The sequence below is a fragment of the Methanobrevibacter sp. UBA212 genome (genome assembly GCF_905233225.1).
Classification (GTDB): domain Archaea; phylum Methanobacteriota; class Methanobacteria; order Methanobacteriales; family Methanobacteriaceae; genus Methanocatella.
In genome coordinates this window covers 39,453-57,326 of the sequence record NZ_CAJODJ010000019.1, presented here as the reverse complement: position 1 = coordinate 57,326, position 17,874 = coordinate 39,453, and the positions used below count along the sequence as shown (strand labels likewise).

Here is a 17,874-nt window from a genome sequence, read left to right as displayed (position 1 = left end):
TTAGGAATCATCTCCATCACGTTGAATGATTTCTTTTGCCAGTTTAAGGTAGGCTTTGGTTCCTGTACTGTCCGGGTCATATATAAGGCATGGTTTTCCAAAACTAGGGGCTTCAGCCAATCGGATGTTTCTTGGAATGACGGTTTTGAACAATAGGTCAGTTTCGCCAAAGTAACTTTTAAGCTCTTTGTAAACGTCTTTGCTAAGTCTAGTTCTCTTATCATATAGAGTGAGGAGAATTCCTTTAATTGGAGTGGGACTTCTAAGCCTTTGTTCGACTAATTTAATGGTATTAATCAAATCGGCTACCCCTTCTAGTGCATAATACTCAGCTTGGATAGGTATTAAAACGCTATCGGAAGCTACTAATGCATTGACTGTTATGACACCTAATGAAGGAGGTAAATCAATGAAAATGTAATCAAATAATGGTACAACATCCTTAAGAGTTTCCTTCAAGATAATATGGTAATTTTCTCTCCAGCACCACTGAGGGATATATTACTTGGGATAATAAACAAATTTTTAATAAACGTAGGAATTGTTGCTTTTTTTACATTTATATCCCCAATGATAGCATCGTATATTGTATTTTCTATCTTAGTTTTATCAATGCCAAAGCTTGTAGTAGCATTGGCCTGAGGATCCATATCGACCACTAAAACAGATTTTCCCATTACCGCTAGAGATGTTGCAGTATTCACAACAGTTGTTGTTTTACCACAGCCACCCTTTTGATTCATCACTGCAATTACTTCACTCATTAAAGAATTCTCCTATTTATGATAAGTTTTAAGTTACCAGTTATGAAGTATAACTTAAAATTTCAAAGCTCTAAAGAATAACATTTAAGTTATCCAGTATAAGTTAAAAGGATTAAGTTATTCCTTCTAAATTAAAACTTAAAGGAAATAACTTATCAGTTCCAACTTCTAAGGGATAGGAAATAAGGTTTAAGTTAGAACTTCTAAAGAAATAACTTATCATAACTAACTTTTAACAAATAAGTTATATTTTATAACTTCTTCCTTATAAAGTATTTGTTTTCACAAATAAGTTATTAGTTATTCATTATCACTTATAACTTATAACTGATAATAAAAATTATAAGTTATAACTAATAACTAAAAAAAATCAAAAAAAAATAAGAAAGGATTATTTAGCATTTTGCAGGGTTCCAGCAAAATAGCTAGCATATCCTTTTAAGTCCAACATTCCATGGCCTGAGAAATTCATGACAATGGTTTTCTCTTCGCCGGTTTCTTTACATTTCAATGCTTCATCAATTGTGGCTCTAATTGCATGAGTGGTCTCAGGAGCAGGAACAATGCCCTGATTACGTGCAAAAAGAATTCCTGCATTGAAACAGTCCTTTTGATGAACAGCCTTAGGGGTGATATAACCTTCTTTAGCTAAAAGAGAAACAATTGGTGACATACCGTGGTATCTTAAACCGCCTGCATGAACTGAAGGGGCAACAAAGTCATGTCCTAAGGTAAACATCTTAAGCATTGGAGTAAATCCATTGGAATCGCCAAAGTCATAATCATAAGATCCTTCAGTTAAAGTTGGACAGGCACTAGGTTCAACTGCGATGAATTCTGTGTCTGAATTTCCATCAATTTTATCTTTAATGAATGGGAAAAGAGATCCAGCAAGGTTACTTCCTCCACCGGCACATGCAATCATTACATCAGGAGTCTCTTCAGCAATTTCCAATTGGGTCTTCAATTCCTGACCGATAACGGTTTGGTGCAGCATCACATGGTTGAGTACGCTTCCCAAGGAATATTTGACTTCATCATTTTCCAAAGCCTCTTCCATAGCTTCGGAAATGGCTACTCCAAGAGAACCGGGATGATCTGGATTATCTGCTAAAATTTCACGTCCCACTTTGGTATTTTCACTAGGTGAGGCAAAGACATTTGAGTCATAGATGTCCATGATATTTTTCCTGTCCGGCTTTTGATTGAATGAAACCTTAACCATATATACTGTACATTCGATGTCCAGCAAATTACATGCAAGTGATAAGGCAGTACCCCATTGACCCGCACCGGTTTCTGTAGTCAGTCTTTCCACACCTTCCTTTTTGGCAAAATATGCCTGAGGAATAGCGGAATTAAGCTTATGTGAACCTGTTGGTGAAGAGTCTTCCCTCTTGAAATAGATTTTAGCGGGAGTATTCAAGTATTCTTCCAACTTATTGGCTCTGACCAATGGAGAAGGTCTTCCCATTTCCATATATAATTCTCTAACTTCGTTTGGTATAGTAATATAGCGGTCTGTTGCAAATTCCTGTTCTAAAGCTGATTTAGTAAAAGCTAACTGTAAAGATGAAATCTGATCTTTTCCTTCACTGTTTTTAGGAGCAGGAAGCGGAACAGGCAAATCGGCAAGCATATTATACCATTGCTTTGGCACTTCATCTGATGATAATTCAATTTTATAAGTCATAATAATACTTACATCAATGTACTATATAAAGCTTTGTTGTACAAAAATGTACAGTTTAATTATTAATATTATAAGGGACAATCTAAAATCATGAGAATTTTAGCTATTGATGTTGGAACCGGAACACAGGACATAATGATATATGATACAGAAAAGGAACTGGAAAACTCAATTAAACTGGTTCTGCCCTCTCCGCACCTGTACATCTCCCAACAGATAAGGGAAACAGAAAATGACATTTACTTTACAGGAGAGATAATGGGCGGAGGAAAAATCAAAAAAAGCCTGTTGGAACATATGGAAAAAGGATATAAGGTAGTGATGGAACCGACATGCGCAAAGACAATACGAGACAATATCGAACAGGTAAAATCATTGGGAATAGAAATTGCCGATGAAAACAAAGACTACACAGACTATAGCAAAATAAAACTGGGTGACATCAATATTAAAAAATTATCTGAATTCTTATTGGGTTATGACCTGGATTTCGATTTTGATGAAATTGCAATAGCTGTGCAGGACCACGGTTATAACGAAAACATGGGTGACCGTGACTTCAGGTTTGAAAAAATCAGACAGAAGGTATCACATCCCATCTCCCCATTGGAATTCGGATTCAAAGAGGATATGCCTGAATACTTCACAAGAATGCAGGCCGTCAGAAGGCAAATAAAGGATGAGGGAATAGAAAAGCTTCCGCTGGTGATGGATACGAAATTCGCATCAATTGCCGGAATGTGCTATGATGAGGTGGCAAGCAGGCTTGACAGCTTCATTGTAATTGACATTGGAAACGGCCACACAACAGCCGCATCAATTGAAAACGGGAAAATTCAAGGAGTATTCGAACATCACACATCAAGCCTGACTGGCGAATCACTTGAAAGATACATTAAAAGACTTGCCTCAGGAGAAATAACCCATGAGGAAGTTCATGAGGACTTTGGACATGGCGCACATGTTCTAAACCCAATAACTGAAATCGAAAAGGTAATAGTAAGCGGACCGAAAAGGGAACTGATCGAAAAGACAAATCTTGATTGGCATCATGCGGCTCCAGGGGGAGACGTGATGATGACAGGAACAATTGGACTAATCAAAACAATACTAGGATAGATAATATGCTAAAAATGGACTCCCATATTCACAGCGAATATTCCCCGGACTCACATTCAAGAATTGACGACATTTTAAAGACAGCGCAAGAAAGAGATTTGGACATCATAGCAATCAGTGACCACAATACTGTTGATGGAACCAGCGAAGTTATGGCTAAAACTAGAAACGCAGATATATTGGCAATACCCTCCATTGAAATTTCTTCAGCACTAGGTCATATTCTTGGTTTTGGGTGTGAGGAAAATATACCTCGAGACCTTTCTCCACAAGATACTATAGACAGAATCCATGATTTAGGGGGACTTGCAATTATACCCCACCCCTACTGTTTTTATCGACATGGGCTTTTATGCAAGAGTGACTATAAGGAATTGAAAATTGATGCAATAGAGACAAAAAATGCCAGATTCGTTATAGGATACTGTAACAACAAGGCAAAAAAATTAGCAAAAACAGAAAATATTCCAACATTGGGTGCAAGCGATGCCCATTACTGGAAATTCGTTGGCGATTGCTTCAGTCTGATTGATTGTGAAAAGGATATCGACAGCGTACTAAAAGCAATACGAAAAGGAAAAGTAGAGGCTCATGGAAAGGGAACATCAAATATATTGCTTTCCAAATACCTATTTGATAAAAATGTATTAAAGAAATTTGATTAAAAAGAGTTATTCACTCTTTTCAATTAAAATTTCTATAATGGAAACGTTTGTTTTTTCGTTGTTAAAATTTTCAATTTCTTCAGTAGAAATTTGAATATCAGTAACGTCCGCTTCCGGAACAAACCTATTTCTAACAATTTCAGCAGCATCAACAGCACGACTGATAGCTTTTCCTCTAGCTCTTAAAAGAACACTATCAGATCCTTCATTAAATTGTGTAACAACTGCTAAAACATAATTCATAACAGGTTTGCTACCTACAAAAATTGTATTATTCTCCATATTTATTTCACCATAATAAAGTTTAGCAATTAATGTATATAAAATTTTACATAAAATTTTAATAATAAGTATAAACATTTAAATAAAAAAAATAAAATTTATATAAACAAAATAAAAAAATAAATAGAAAATTATAAACAATTAATATACAAATAAAAAATAAATAAAAAAATAAATAAAAAATAGAAATTCAACTAAAATTTTTCATAATAAATCAATTAATCGATAATAAAAAAATTATAGATTGTAAAATAAAAATTACAAAATTTTGAAAAAGTGAAAAAAATAGAAAATTTAAAAAAAAAATTAATAATTTGTTCGATTAATTAGCAACAATTTATTGATTGAATCCAAAACTGCCAAAATACTTGCCATTACTATGTCCTGATGGATTGACCTGCCTGTAGATTTATTTCCATCAGGGTCGGAACAGATTACAAATACATCAGCCAATGCATCGGTACCGCCGTTAATAGCTTCAAGATTATATTCCTCAAGCTCAATATGAAGAGTATCCTCAATCAAGGCACTAATAGCATTTAAAGCAGCATCGACAGGACCTACACCTGTACTTGCAGTTTCCTTTTCTACACCATCGATTGCAAGCTTAACTGTAGCGGTTGGAGAAACATTGGCCCCCATTGAAATGCTCATGCCCTTTATTTCAATTGGTGTTTCACGAGCTGAAGCGAGTTCAGTAATAGCAATAGCCACCAAATCATCATCAGTAACACATTTGCCGCTGTCACCCAAAGATTTGATTTCATTGAAGACCTTATAAAATTGTTCGTCAGTCAAATCTATGTGATATTCCTTGAGCTTTGATTTCAAAGCATTGGCTCCGGTATGTTTTCCCAACACTATGCGCCTGGAATGGCCTACCATTTCAGGAGAAATAGGTTCGTAAGTGGAAGAGTTGTTAAGGATTCCGTGAACATGAATTCCGGATTCGTGGGCAAATGCATTATCTCCAACAATCGGCTTGTTGACAGGCATTTTTACCCCAGTCAGACGCCCTACCAAATTGGACAAGCTATATAAACGGGTAGTATCCAAGCCCAAATCAACATTGTAAGCTGATTTTAAAGTCATGACCAGCTCTTCAAGTGAACAGTTACCTGTTCTCTCACCCAAACCGTTGACGGTAACATGGGCCTGGTCGGCACCGCATTCCAAAGCGGTTAGAGTATTGGCTGTTGCAAGACCGAAATCATTATGGAAATGAACACTAACAGGAACTGAAAAGCTTTCCTTAATATCGCTGATTAATTCGCGAGTCATGACAGGAGTCAAAATTCCAACGGTATCCGGGACATCCAAAAAGTCAACACCAGCATCAATGACCTGACTGAATACATCATAAAGAAAACCCCTTTCTGTTCTGGTTGCATCTTCAGCTGAAAACTCAACTGTCAAACCGTGGTCCTTAGCATATTCAACAGTTTCAACGGCTTTAGTGATGATTTCGGATTTTGACATTTTAAGCTTATATTCACGATGCAAAGGGGAAGTGCCAATAAATGTGTGTATATAATCCAAATCCGCATCCAATACCGCATCAACATCAATTGTTAAAGACCTGGAAAGACCGGCCAAGGCCGAATCCAAATCCAAAGCCTTAATTTTTCTGGCAGACTCTATTTCTCCTTTAGATGATGCCGGAAATCCAACTTCTATTTTGTCAACACCCAAATTATTGAGCTTTTGGGCAATCTGAATTTTTTCATCAACTGTCAATGCAACACCCGGAGTTTGTTCGCCGTCCCTGAGTGTTGTATCAAAAATATATATCTTTTCTGCTAAATTCATGTTCTTATTCTTAATAGTTTCAATATCGTGCATCGCATCCCCCATTTAAAATTTAAAAAATGAAGTTAATAAGGTTAATTATTTTTTACGCTTAACCTTAACAACCACAACAACAGCTACAATCATAATAACGATTAAAATTCCTAAGGACAAGTATAACTGTGTAGAACCTGGAACCTCATATTTTTCAATGTTCAAGGAATAAATTTGGCCTGAATGATCACCGAAAAACAAGGAGTTGCCGTTTATTACAGGTGAGGATGTAATGGCTGAATTAAATAAGAATGTGCCAGGATTATATGTGAACTCTTCCAATCCTGTGTATTTATTTAAAACATAGAGATTGCCATTGTTTGACCCGAATGCAACCAGGTTGTTTTTTAAAGCGGCTGTGGACTGAACCTTGTCGCCTGTCTTATGGGACCATTTTACGGTACCGTCGCGAATGTCAAGGCATGTCATGTTTCCCTCGTCGCTTCCGATGTAGACACTGTTTTCATGCTCATCGATTGTAGGAGAGGATAATACCTTATTGTCAAGGTCCTTTTTCCAGACCAAATCCCCGTCGGATTCATTTAAACAATAAACGTTGCCATCGCATGAACCGAAGATGACTGTTTCATTCACATAGCTTGGTGAAGACAATATCTCATCGCCTGTAGTAAAATCCCAGTTTTTGGATTTGTCAGTATCGAAGCTGTACATTTTAGAATTGGTTGAACCAATATAAATTGTATCATCCACAACCACCGGAGATGATTTAAGATCGCCATCCAGTTTCTTGTTGAATTCGACTTTGCCGTCATCATTCAATCCGTATAAATGTCCGTCGTCACTTCCAAAGTAAATGACATCCTTATAATAAAATGGAGTTGACTCCACATTGTCGCAGTCATAGTCCCAAACGACCTTGTGAGAGTTGATGTTGATTGCTTTAAGGCCGTCTTCACAACCGACATAGAGCCTGTTTTTATGAACAATCGGGGAAGAATTAGTAGGAGATTTCAAATCCAGATCCCATTCCTCTACACCTTTTTCCATGTTAATGGCCTTTAAGATACCGTCACTTGATACGATATAAATGTAATCACCATAGATGGCCGGTGAAGAATGAACCGGAGATTGGACGTTAAATGTCCATAAATTAGTTACGAAATCCGAATTTCCTTCCCTATATCCATTGTGGGTTACATCTCCAGCAAATGAATTCCAATTTTCAGCCGCTATTGGAGACAGGCACAAAAGCGCTATAACCAATCCGATCAATAATTTTTTATACATTTGAAAACCTCCTATACATCCCTGTTAAATCGTTTTACACCAATTATAAAGAATAATATGGTAAATCCTAAAAGCACGACCAAATCAACCCAAACATCACCTAATGTCTGACCTTTAAGCATTATTCCTCTCATTGCATCGTTGAGATAAGTCAATGGGAATACATATGCCAGTTTCTGTAAAATCCAAGGCATTGTCTCAATCGGATAGAATACCCCTGAAACGAACATCATAGGCATTGAGAACGGCAGTGAAATCTGGGCGTAATCCTCCTGAGTCTGTGTTCTTGCCGAAAGCATGATACCAAATCCGACAAAACACAACGCTCCAATAACCAAAACGATGAACGTCTGCAGGAATCCTCCCTTGATGCTCACATTAAAGAGCAATACCGCCATGAATATCAGTATCAAAGCCCGTACAAGTTCAATCAGCAATTTCGCCGCAATCTTTCCTCCGATAACTGTGGAAACGGATGTCGGTGTCATGAAGAGTCTTGCAAGCTCACCGGTTTCACGCTCACCTGCAATAGTTGCGCCCATTCCCATCATACAGCTCATCATGATTGTCATACCCAAAATAGCCGGAACCAAAAAGTCGATATACTTGATGTTTCCATAAATGCGGTTAATGTGAAGGCTTATATCATCCTTGAAATTGTCCAGGGAATGAGCAATGCTCGGCTTGATGTTTGCATCCTGAGTTGAAACGCTGGTCTGGGAAGCCACCATGTTGGAAATTCTGTAAAATATTCCTTGTGTTGATGATTCAAGAATCTGTGAAGCCATCTGGTCTGACGAGTCTATATAAAGCGTTACACCCTTCTGCTGAGACGAATCCTTATCATAGTCCGATGGCAGTATGATTGCCGCTTTAACTTCTCCCGAATCAACGCGCTGCTTTCCTTCATTCAAACTGTCGATTACCTCAACGACATGATATGTTTCGGTCGATTTGATGGTATCCAATGTCAAGTCGGTCAAATCACCGTCTGACTGTGACACTACAACTATAGGCAAGTCTGTCATTTCCCCACCCATTCCATAACCAAAGAGCAAAATCATGATTATCGGAAAGGCAAGGATTGAAACCAGCCTTGCAGGGTGCCTTTTAAGGGAAATCAGTTCCTTCTTTATCATCCACCAGAATTTTTTAGGCTCTATCATCTTCATTCACCTCGGATGTTGCTTTGATAAATACGTCTTCCAATGATGGCTCTTCTGTAAAAATTGAAGTGATGATGCCGCCTGAGGATATGATATCATTCAATACATTCTGAACGGCCATGTCATCAAAGCTGTCAATTCTCAAATTGATACGGCCATTGTGGGCCAATTCGACACTTTTGACATTTTCAGATTCGGAAATTGTTTCAATGATCTCCTCATTCTGGTTTTTCAAAAGCATAGACATCTTCTTCAAGCTAAGATTTTCCAAATCTTCATCTGATGAATCGGAATCTTCGCCTTCCTCGGAAATTTTGCTTAAAGCGTCCGTCAGTTCCTGCTTGTTGCTTTCCAAAAGAGCATCCTTAAGCCCCTGAGGAGTGTCATAGGCAACCAAATTACCGGTATTGATGATTCCCACATTGTCACAAAGCATGTCAACTTCATGCATGTCATGGGAACATAAAATTATTGTGTGACCGTTGTCGTTAAGTTCTCTTATCAAATCCCAAAGGGTTCGCTTGGTAGTAGGGTCAAGGCCGATTGTAGGCTCATCCAAAAAGAGGATATCCGGCCTGTGAACCAAACTTGCAACAAGGGAAGCCTTTTGCTTTTGGCCTCCCGAAAGCTGACCGACACGCTTATCCTTGGCATATTTGATGTCAACAAGCTCCATCAAATCTTCGATTCGTGAATCACGCTCGTCCTGAGGCACCCCATAATAGTCCGCACACATCTGTGAGTTTTCCATTACGGTCAAATCCTTATACAGGCTAACCTGCTGAGGAACCATCCCAAGAAGATTTCGCACCTCATCGGGGTTTTTCTGAACATCGTATCCGCCGACAGTGGCTTTACCGGAAGTTGGCTGAATAAGGCAGGTGAGCATCTTGATTGTGGTTGTCTTTCCGGCTCCATTGGGACCCAACATGCCAAAAATACTTTCGTTTGGAATTTCCAGGTTAAGAGAATTAACAGCGGTAAAGTTATTGTTGTAAACTTTTGTCAAATTTTCAGTTTCAATTGCGTTTTTCATTGTTAATCTCCATTCCAGTCATGTCTTTGAAAAAATTCACCCAAGATGGATTATTTAAAATATCATTCATGTGAGACCTCATTTCATACAGGAATTGCTGTCCGTCATCAGTTATTGAATAATATTTAACCCTTTTATTATTTTCGTTAACTTTCCATTCCCCAAAAATCAATCCTTCATTCTCCATTTTAGACAATATAGGATATATCTTACTTGAATTAATTTTCATGTCACATTTTGAATCTTCAAAGCTAAAGAATTCCTCCAACTTTTTCATGATTCCATAGCCATGAATGTTTTCCTTTGAAATTATCCACAGGATCAGTTTATGGATTATTCCGTTGGTAAAATGCTTGAGGAACTTTTCATGAGTTTTTTCAAAATCCTTTTCGTCTGTCATATTTCACCATATGTCAATTTTTGATATATGTTAACATTTATTATATTTGCATTACCAAATATTTAAATATGAAATTAGGTTTTACAACACTGGCTTTATTCATGGAACCTAACAACGACATCATCGATTTAGCTAAAAAACATGGATTTGAAATAATAGAAATTCTTGCTGAAGGCCCCTTTTTTGAAAAGGACAATGGTGAATTCAAGGACTGTGGCCTGGACATGAGAATGCATGCTGCAACTGTAGACATCAACATCGCAAGTTTAAACAAGGGAATAAGAGATGAAAGCGTTAAGCAAATGATTCATTGCGGGCAATATGCCGAAAGCATTAATGCAAATACAATTACAGTGCATCCTGGGATAATAGGTAGAAACGAACCGCATTTAAGAAAATGGGCATTGGAAATAGCTATCGAAAGCATTGGAGAAATAATAGACAACACAAATGTTGAAATTTCAGTCGAAAACATGCCTGTCCGTGGCAAATTCTTAGGAAACACCGTTGAGGAAATAGAGATGATACAGGAGGCAACCGGATGCAGCCTGACAATCGACACCGGCCACGGCAATACCTGCGGAAACCTTGAGGAGATGCTTAACCTAAAAAACATCAGCTACTGCCACTTGAATGATAATGATGGCGTCAAGGACCAGCATATTGCATTGGGTGAAGGTACAATGGACCTGAATTTATTGAAAAAGATTGATACCGCAATAATAGAGCTGAACAGCTTCGATAACATTCTTAAAAGCAAAGAGGTCATTGATAACTTATAACTTATTCATTATTTTTTTATAAGTTATTAGTTATAAGTTATAACTTATAAGTTATTAGTTATAAAAAAATAACTTAGAAGTCAATCAGGGTGACCTCGAAAATGTCCTCGATAATGTAATCTGTCTTGTCCATCATCTTAGGGGAGACTTCCTCCTGCTGTTCTATGGTTAAAACGCTGACATCCGCCTTTTTGAATGCCAAAATATCATTGAGTCCGTCACCGACCATCATGACCTTATAGCCACTGTCCTTGAGGATGGATACCACCTCACACTTTCCACGGGTTGAAACAGTGCCGAAGGCATTGTCCTCTGGAACATCAAGCATATTGGCAAGCCTGTTGATGGCTCCCTTTCTGTCTCCTGAAGCGATATATATTTCAATGCCACGGGATTTCAACGTTTCGACGGTTTCAAATACCTTTGGGAAAAACTTGCCTGCTGAAGTGATGGTATATGCAACAACACCCAAATCCATGTCAACAATGAGAGCGGATCCGTTGCACAGCTCCATATGGGAAATCTTTTCCCGCAATATGTCAAAACCGTCGGTGATGTCTGAAATTGTGGTTGACTTTTCGTTGTCAAGAATCTCCTTGACCTCAGCTTTGGAAACCGGATTTGTTGAAAAGCTAATGTCGAAATCGATGTCATATTCCTTGATGACATCAGAAATCAATGTGTCTGAATCCAATTTCAGAAGCTTATTGGTATTGAACTGAAGAACCACCAAGGCCAGGGCATCGGCCTGGTCGATCAAATCAAGTGAATTGATATCGGTGAATATGTTTCCATTTATAACATCCTTAATTACCCTGAACCTTTCAATCAATGTTCCTGAGTTATCAAATACGACAGCCTTTTTCATAGTATCGCCTAAACTAAAAATAATTCTAAATCTGGAATGTCTCTTTTTCCATCTAACCATTGAAAAATTAATTCTTTAATATTCGGGGTTTTGTTTTTAACCTTTATCTTAAACTCTAAAAAATTATCATATTCTTTAGGATAATTATTTTTAAGAAAATTTTCATATCTTATTCTATTTTGATATGATATTCTCTCATGTCGATAAATATTAAACAAAATAGTGATATTTCCAGTTTTTAATCCACTATCAAATGGTTCTAAAATTTCGGACATTATTATTCCTCCAATATAGTAATATATAAAAAGTAAACATTATATTTTTCCATGCGAGAATTAAATTCATTAATGAATTTTTTTAAATTTAAAGATAAAAACCTATTAAAAAGAATTTCTTCCTGCTTTTTAAATTTCTCATCATTTAATTTTAACGCATATATTTTTTCAATTTCACTAGCAAAAGTGATGTTAAATGACCAATTCACATATGCTAAAAAGAAAATCCATTCTTGTTTTAAAAGTTTAGAGTCACAATTCGTATCATTAACTATAATACCTATATTATTCTCAGATGTAATAACCATGAACTTAACAAATGGCAAAATCGTATTTTTTAAATCTTTAGAAGATGGAATAATGGCTCCATTAAAATGATTATGAAAAGTTGCTAAAACATTTCCTTCTAAAATTTCTTGTTTAACATTATGTGGAATAATAACCTTTTCCTCATTGCCCTCAACTAAATCAGCAATTAGTTGAAAATTAATATCTAAAACCGTCAGATATTCAATTTTTGCATCAAAAGTGTTTAAACAATGATATAATGAAATCCATATTACTTCTTTTAACTCATTATGTTCTTCCATAGCTTTTTTAAACAAATCAATATTGCTTATTAAATTGGATTCATCAAAAGAATTATGAAAATCAAAATTATTTAATGGATTTAATTTTTCAAATCCGATGAAATTTTGAAATCTTCCTCGTATCTTATTAACAAAATTCATATATACTCCTCATATAATTTTAAAAAATATCTATTTAATTAATTAAATTTAATAAGTTATAAATCAATAAGTTATAAATCAAAGCAATTTTACAAGCTTAAAGCAATTTTACGAAGTGAAAACAATTTTTCTTTTAGAAAAAAAACAAGTATATAAACATTGAAAAATAAAGTAATAATATTATAATTTACGATTACATTTAAGGTGTTTTAATGAACGTTATTGAAAAGTTAAACTCCATTAAAAATGGAGAAATGACAGCTAAAGAAAATGTAGAAGGCTTCATTAAAGTTATCGATGAAAATAACGAAGAAATTAATGCATTTATTGAATTAAACTATGAAAATGCATTAAAGCAAGCAGAAGCCATTGATAAAAAAATCGCTAACGGCGAAGATGTCGGCGCTTTAGCTGGTTTGGTATTCGGTATAAAAGCAAACATTAATGTTGAAGATCTGATTATTTCCGCAGCTTCCAAAACCCTGGAAGACTACTACGGAAGCTACAATGCCACCGTTGTTGATGAAATCCTTAAGGAAGATGGAATAATCATCGGTATTTTAAATATGGATGAATTCGCAGCCGGAAGTTCAACTGAAACTTCCTACTACGGACCTACCCAAAACCCTGCTGCAATGGGAAGAATCCCTGGCGGTTCATCAGGCGGATGTGCAGCGGCAATTGCAGCTGAAATGTGTGACATTTCAATCGGTTCCGACACAGGCGGATCCATCAGAAACCCTGCATCACACTGTGGTGTTGTCGGATTCAAACCTACTTACGGTGCCGTTTCAAGACAGGGTCTTTTAGACTTATCCATGAGTCTGGACCAAATCGGACCACTGGCCAACGATGTAAGCGGTATTGCAGTCGCATTAAATACAATTGCAAAATATGACGAAACCGAATGTACCACACTTGACTGGGAAAAACCTGACTTTACCGAAGTGCTTGAAGACAAATCTTTAGAAGGCATGAAAATAGCTGTATGTCAGGAGTTCATTGATGTTACAGATGACGAAATCAACAAAACCGTCAACAAAGCTATTCAAAAGTTAGTAGATGCAGGTGCAGAGCTTGTGGAAGTGAGTTTCGACTACATTGACTTATGTCTGCCAACCTACTACCTAATCAACTATGTTGAATTCTTCTCAGCAACAAGAAAATACGACGGAAGAGATTACGGTTCAAGAATCGAAGAAGTATGTGGAGATGAAGTTTTAAGAAGAATCAAAATCGGTTCACATATTGCAGAAGCTGAATTCAGCGGTAAATACTACAAGCAAGCTTTAAAGGCAAGATCAGTAATCAGAGCTGAAATCACCTCAATGCTTGAAAATGTCGATTTGATTGTAGGACCAACCGTTCCTAAGCTCCCTCACGAAATCGGCGCTGAATTAGAGCCAATGGAAATGTATGCCTACGACGTATTGACAGTAATTGCAAACCTGGCAGGTATTCCAGCAGCAAGCATACCTGCAGGTGAGGTCGACGGCATTCCTGTAGGATTGCAGATTCAGGCTAAACCATTGGATGACGAAAAAATTATCAAAGCTATGAGTGTTTTCGAAAACACTCAATAAACTCTTTTTTTTACGAACTTTTTTACACTTGAAATGCACCTCTAAAATTTTATTATATTAAAAATACAATAGAATATCAAGAGGTATTTTTATGACAAAAATTGGACTTGCCTATATCAATGGAGCGGTTCCGGGATTTGAGGATTTTGGAAACTTGCCAACCGACATCGTTAAGGAAAACGGACTTGTAAACGGTAATAAGGCTTCAGATGAACTTGATGCATTAATCATTCCAGGCGGAACACTGATTGAATCAAATGACATTAACATGGGGCTTAACACGGAAATTAAAAAGATGGCAAAAGCCGGAAAACCTATCATCGGAATATGTGCGGGCTTTCAGCTATTGTCCAATCAGATAGACATCGGAAGAAAATCCCCCGTGCCGATTGTTAAGGACGGCCTTGGAATAATCGATGTTAATTTCTCACCATTGATTACAAGCGACCGTGTTAAGGCAAAGGTGTTTGACAACTCTTTTCTAGTGAAGGGACAGACTGAAGATGTTGACGGCTTTCACACCCATACCTATGGTAAGGTTGAAGGGGATGCAAAACCGCTGTTCTATTCAAAAGTTCAAAGGATGAATTACGGCGACACCAATGAAAAAGGCGACTATAACATCTTTTCAGGTGCATGCAACGATGACGGTAATGTTATCGGAACCATGATTCACGGCATTCTGGATGAAAATCCCATTATTGTAGAAAATTTATTAGAACAGATAGACACTACAGATACCGATGAAATTTACAATAGAAACAGGCAAGTCAAAAAATTCCTTAAAAGCGAGGTTGGAATAAACACCGGAATAAGAATACCTGAAATTGAACCAAACAAAAGACCTAAATACCTTATGATTGGAAGCAATGGCTCTGACAGCGGAAAGACCTTCATTGTAACCGGTCTTGCCGGTGCCCTAAGAAAAAGAGGATATAAAGTGGCCCTTTTAAAGGTAGGTCCCGATGTGCGTGACATAATACCTGGGCTTTACCTGACAAAAGGCAAAATGGAAGAGTTCGCATCAATAAAAATAGGGCATTTAGGCTGGAGCGACATCGAATCTACTGTGGCAAAACTCAACTCATCAGACTATGATATAGTGCTTATCGAGGGTGTAATGAGCGTATTTACAGGTTTATTGAACGAAAGGGTTCCGTTTTCAGCTGCAGAAATTGCAATGTCATCAAACATTCCAATGATACTTGCTTCAGGTGTTAACAAGGGTGGAATAGAATCGGCTGCTGTTGATCTGGTTTCACATGCCAACATGCTTGAAAAATTCGGAGTTTCAGTAGAAGCGATTCTTTTAAACAAAGTATACAATGACGATATATTCGACCAGGTGGTGCCTTACATCAAAAACAACACAAAGGTCGAAAACGTTTTAAAGCTTCCAAAACTAAAGTCAGCAGACATGCGCGGATTCATTCCTGAAGTTGAAATAAGATACGAGCTGTTCACTTCACATGCAATGGATCTGATTGAAAGCAATCTGGATATTGATTTAATAATAAAAATGGCCCATGAAGTCGAGTTTGAAAAAATCTACACATTCGATGAAATCAAAAGCAAGGTGATTTAATGGCACTTAATTTGAGTCCTGAAAAAGGCGTTAAACTGACCAAAAAAGACAGAGCACATGTTATGAAGAAAATGAAACAGGGCTGGAAGGCAACCTGCCTGATACCTGACTATGTCTTTGACGAAAACGGCAACATTCAAATTGCAAGCGACAAAAACCGCAGAATCGTTAGGATCGTTAAGTTCAAGGATGACGGAATTCACATTGAAAATGCCCTGAAAAGCAAAAACCTTAGAATCAACTGGAAAAAAATAGCTGCAATAAACAAATCAAAAGAAGTAAAAAACGGTTTAGAAATTAAAATGAGAGACGGAAGATACGTCTCATTCAGCATTTATAATTCCTACAAATATAATCAGATAATGGAATTCATTGCGAATTATATAGTTAAAAAGTGTGAAGAAACACCTTAACTATTCTTTTAAGTATTCATTAATGATGTCTTCGCCTCTAAGTAAAACCAGTCCGTTTTCTTCGGCGTATTTGCGGGCATCAGCCACTGATGTTGCCTGACCGGTTTCACCATCCATCATTTCACACACTACACAGACAGGGGTAACGCCTGCAAGCTCACATAATGCAAGACCTATTTCTGTGTGTCCTTGCCTGTTTTTAACAAGTCCTTCTGCTCCTCTTAAAAGACATACGTGACCAGGAGACCTGAATGTTGCACCGAACTCATCAAATCTTTCTTCTTTCATCATGATGGCCATTTCAGATATTGTCATTGCTCTGTCATGGTCTGTTACTCCTGTGAAAGATTTTCTGTGGTTTGCCCAAACTGAAAATGATGACCTTTCATCATATGGAATGTCTGTTGGTGCAAGTTTTGCAAGTTCCGGATATTTTTCAGTTGCTGCTTTCATGATGTCCACCATGAACGGCAAATGAATCGCATCACAGAAATCATCGTGAAGACAGTTGCAGATTAAACCGCCTGCGTCATTTCTCATTGTTGCAATTGATTTTGGGGTTACAAATTCGGAAGCGATGATCATATCGACTTCCCCTTCCCTATCGTCATCGTCAAAAACAAGTACAAATTGACCATTTCTTATAGCTTCTAAAGCTTTATCTAAATCTGTTTCTTGATTCATAGTAATATCTCCTTATATACTAGAACCAGGGCTAAAAATAACTAAATAACTATTATCTTCTCTTCCATCCGGACTGTCACCGTCGGTTTTGGAATCTCACCAAATCAACACATCTTTTGTGCTCGTGGACTTATTTTATCAAAATCACCACCGGTGGGGAATTGCACCCCGCCCCGAGAACGTATTAAAAAATATATTCATCATGTATAAAATACTTTATGGTATCAAAATTCCAAAGTTACAATGTCGCCGTCTTCAAGGCCCAACTCATCCCTCACTCGGACTTCAGCGATGAACTCAAGATAGTTCACGTCATGAACCGTTTTGGCCGGAAAGACTATTGCCCCTTTAATTTCATCGTTTAATACGGCTTCAATGTATTTAACGGCCCCGAATCCTTCATCCGGCTTGATTATGTTTTGACAGTTATCCTTGATTTCATTGATTTCATCAAGATACTCGTCGCTGACAACAACATTCAATGTTCCGGGATATGGAATGAATCCCAGATTTTTCCTGAACTCACTTGAGTAGAATTCCTGTGATATGAAATATGAGCCTTTGCCCAAACCGGTCTTAACTTCACCATCGATTTTCATTAAATAACCTCAAATTAAATGAATCAAATTTAATAAGTATCAAAATTTTAACTATACTTTCAATTTAATTAAACCATGAAATAAATGCTTTAAATTTTATTTAAGAAATAAGATTCGACACTATACATTTAATTTTTAT

At 37.0% G+C, this 17,874-nt stretch carries 18 protein-coding genes, 1 pseudogene and 1 riboswitch; of the genes and pseudogenes, 6 read left to right on the top strand and 13 right to left on the bottom strand.

The features are described 5' to 3' along the window. Together QZ138_RS06705 and QZ138_RS06700 are read right to left on the bottom strand one after the other, a co-directional pair. Nucleotides 1-764 (bottom strand): annotated as a pseudogene (locus QZ138_RS06705) (ParA family protein). 391 nt (nt 765-1,155) lie between these two features. Beyond that, nucleotides 1,156-2,457, bottom strand: a complete 1,302-nt coding sequence (locus QZ138_RS06700; RefSeq protein ID WP_292887773.1) for a TrpB-like pyridoxal phosphate-dependent enzyme — start codon at nt 2,455-2,457, stop codon at nt 1,156-1,158. A gap of 90 nt (nt 2,458-2,547) precedes the next feature. On the opposite strand from QZ138_RS06700, the gene QZ138_RS06695 reads away from it, so the two are divergent. Together QZ138_RS06695 and QZ138_RS06690 are read left to right on the top strand one after the other, a co-directional pair. Next, nucleotides 2,548-3,576 carry a DUF1786 domain-containing protein gene (locus QZ138_RS06695; protein ID WP_292887771.1) on the top strand — a complete coding sequence of 343 codons (1,029 nt, stop codon included), beginning with the start codon at nt 2,548-2,550 and terminating at the stop codon, nt 3,574-3,576. Between the two features lie 5 nt (nt 3,577-3,581). Further along, the gene (locus QZ138_RS06690) at nt 3,582-4,241 is read left to right on the top strand and encodes a PHP domain-containing protein (protein WP_292887769.1); all 660 of its coding nucleotides are present in this window, start codon (nt 3,582-3,584) and stop codon (nt 4,239-4,241) included. 6 nt (nt 4,242-4,247) lie between these two features. Here QZ138_RS06690 and albA read toward each other — a convergent pair whose 3' ends face one another. From albA to QZ138_RS06660, 6 genes are all read right to left on the bottom strand, one after another. Continuing rightward, nucleotides 4,248-4,523 (bottom strand): DNA-binding protein Alba, encoded by a 276-nt coding sequence (albA, locus tag QZ138_RS06685; protein ID WP_292600277.1) that lies wholly within the window; start codon nt 4,521-4,523, stop codon nt 4,248-4,250. 306 nt (nt 4,524-4,829) lie between these two features. After that, nucleotides 4,830-6,365: a 2-isopropylmalate synthase gene (locus QZ138_RS06680; protein WP_292887766.1), complete on the bottom strand. Its 1,536-nt coding sequence runs from the start codon at nt 6,363-6,365 to the stop codon at nt 4,830-4,832. A gap of 45 nt (nt 6,366-6,410) precedes the next feature. Further along, nucleotides 6,411-7,613 carry a PQQ-binding-like beta-propeller repeat protein gene (locus QZ138_RS06675; protein ID WP_292887763.1) on the bottom strand — a complete coding sequence of 401 codons (1,203 nt, stop codon included), beginning with the start codon at nt 7,611-7,613 and terminating at the stop codon, nt 6,411-6,413. An 11-nt stretch (nt 7,614-7,624) separates the two neighbouring features. Beyond that, nucleotides 7,625-8,779 carry an ABC transporter permease gene (locus QZ138_RS06670; protein WP_292887760.1) on the bottom strand — a complete coding sequence of 385 codons (1,155 nt, stop codon included), beginning with the start codon at nt 8,777-8,779 and terminating at the stop codon, nt 7,625-7,627. Then, nucleotides 8,766-9,815, bottom strand: a complete 1,050-nt coding sequence (locus QZ138_RS06665) for an ATP-binding cassette domain-containing protein (RefSeq protein WP_292887757.1) — start codon at nt 9,813-9,815, stop codon at nt 8,766-8,768. Before QZ138_RS06665 ends, QZ138_RS06670 begins: the two co-directional genes overlap by 14 nt. Next, nucleotides 9,799-10,215: a PadR family transcriptional regulator gene (locus QZ138_RS06660; RefSeq protein ID WP_292887754.1), complete on the bottom strand. Its 417-nt coding sequence runs from the start codon at nt 10,213-10,215 to the stop codon at nt 9,799-9,801. Before QZ138_RS06660 ends, QZ138_RS06665 begins: the two co-directional genes overlap by 17 nt. Nucleotides 10,216-10,283: 68 nt before the next feature. Between QZ138_RS06660 and QZ138_RS06655 the strand changes: the two genes are divergently transcribed. Beyond that, nucleotides 10,284-10,997, top strand: coding sequence for a sugar phosphate isomerase/epimerase (locus QZ138_RS06655; protein WP_292887752.1), 714 nt, complete (start codon nt 10,284-10,286; stop codon nt 10,995-10,997). Between the two features lie 73 nt (nt 10,998-11,070). On the opposite strand, the gene QZ138_RS06650 is transcribed toward QZ138_RS06655, so the two are convergent. Genes QZ138_RS06650 through QZ138_RS06640 form a run of 3 tightly spaced genes read right to left on the bottom strand, consistent with a single transcriptional unit; the run spans nt 11,071 to nt 12,871 of the window. Beyond that, nucleotides 11,071-11,865 carry an HAD family hydrolase gene (locus tag QZ138_RS06650; RefSeq protein WP_292887750.1) on the bottom strand — a complete coding sequence of 265 codons (795 nt, stop codon included), beginning with the start codon at nt 11,863-11,865 and terminating at the stop codon, nt 11,071-11,073. 8 nt (nt 11,866-11,873) lie between these two features. Beyond that, entirely contained in the window at nt 11,874-12,140 is a 267-nt protein-coding gene (locus QZ138_RS06645) for a hypothetical protein (protein ID WP_292600262.1), read from the bottom strand. Nucleotides 12,141-12,142: 2 nt separating this feature from the next. Beyond that, nucleotides 12,143-12,871 (bottom strand): hypothetical protein, encoded by a 729-nt coding sequence (locus tag QZ138_RS06640; RefSeq protein WP_292887747.1) that lies wholly within the window; start codon nt 12,869-12,871, stop codon nt 12,143-12,145. Nucleotides 12,872-13,083: 212 nt separating this feature from the next. Between QZ138_RS06640 and gatA the strand changes: the two genes are divergently transcribed. The 3 genes from gatA to QZ138_RS06625 all read left to right on the top strand — a co-directional run bounded on the left by gatA (nt 13,084) and on the right by QZ138_RS06625 (nt 16,452). Continuing rightward, nucleotides 13,084-14,454, top strand: coding sequence for an Asp-tRNA(Asn)/Glu-tRNA(Gln) amidotransferase subunit GatA (gene gatA, locus QZ138_RS06635; protein ID WP_292887744.1), 1,371 nt, complete (start codon nt 13,084-13,086; stop codon nt 14,452-14,454). A 91-nt stretch (nt 14,455-14,545) separates the two neighbouring features. Beyond that, entirely contained in the window at nt 14,546-16,039 is a 1,494-nt protein-coding gene (locus QZ138_RS06630; RefSeq protein ID WP_292887742.1) for a DJ-1/PfpI family protein, read from the top strand. Next, nucleotides 16,039-16,452, top strand: a complete 414-nt coding sequence (locus QZ138_RS06625; RefSeq protein ID WP_292602689.1) for a hypothetical protein — start codon at nt 16,039-16,041, stop codon at nt 16,450-16,452. Before QZ138_RS06630 ends, QZ138_RS06625 begins: the two co-directional genes overlap by 1 nt. Here the strand turns inward: QZ138_RS06625 and ribB are convergent, their stop codons facing one another. Further along, nucleotides 16,453-17,136, bottom strand: coding sequence for a 3,4-dihydroxy-2-butanone-4-phosphate synthase (gene ribB, locus QZ138_RS06620; protein ID WP_292602686.1), 684 nt, complete (start codon nt 17,134-17,136; stop codon nt 16,453-16,455). Nucleotides 17,137-17,188: 52 nt separating this feature from the next. Continuing rightward, nucleotides 17,189-17,321, bottom strand: a riboswitch (FMN riboswitch). A gap of 39 nt (nt 17,322-17,360) precedes the next feature. Next, a complete protein-coding gene (locus QZ138_RS06615) occupies nt 17,361-17,735 on the bottom strand; it encodes a DUF120 domain-containing protein (protein ID WP_292887739.1) in 375 nt (124 codons plus the stop codon). Nucleotides 17,736-17,874: the final 139 nt, after the last annotated feature.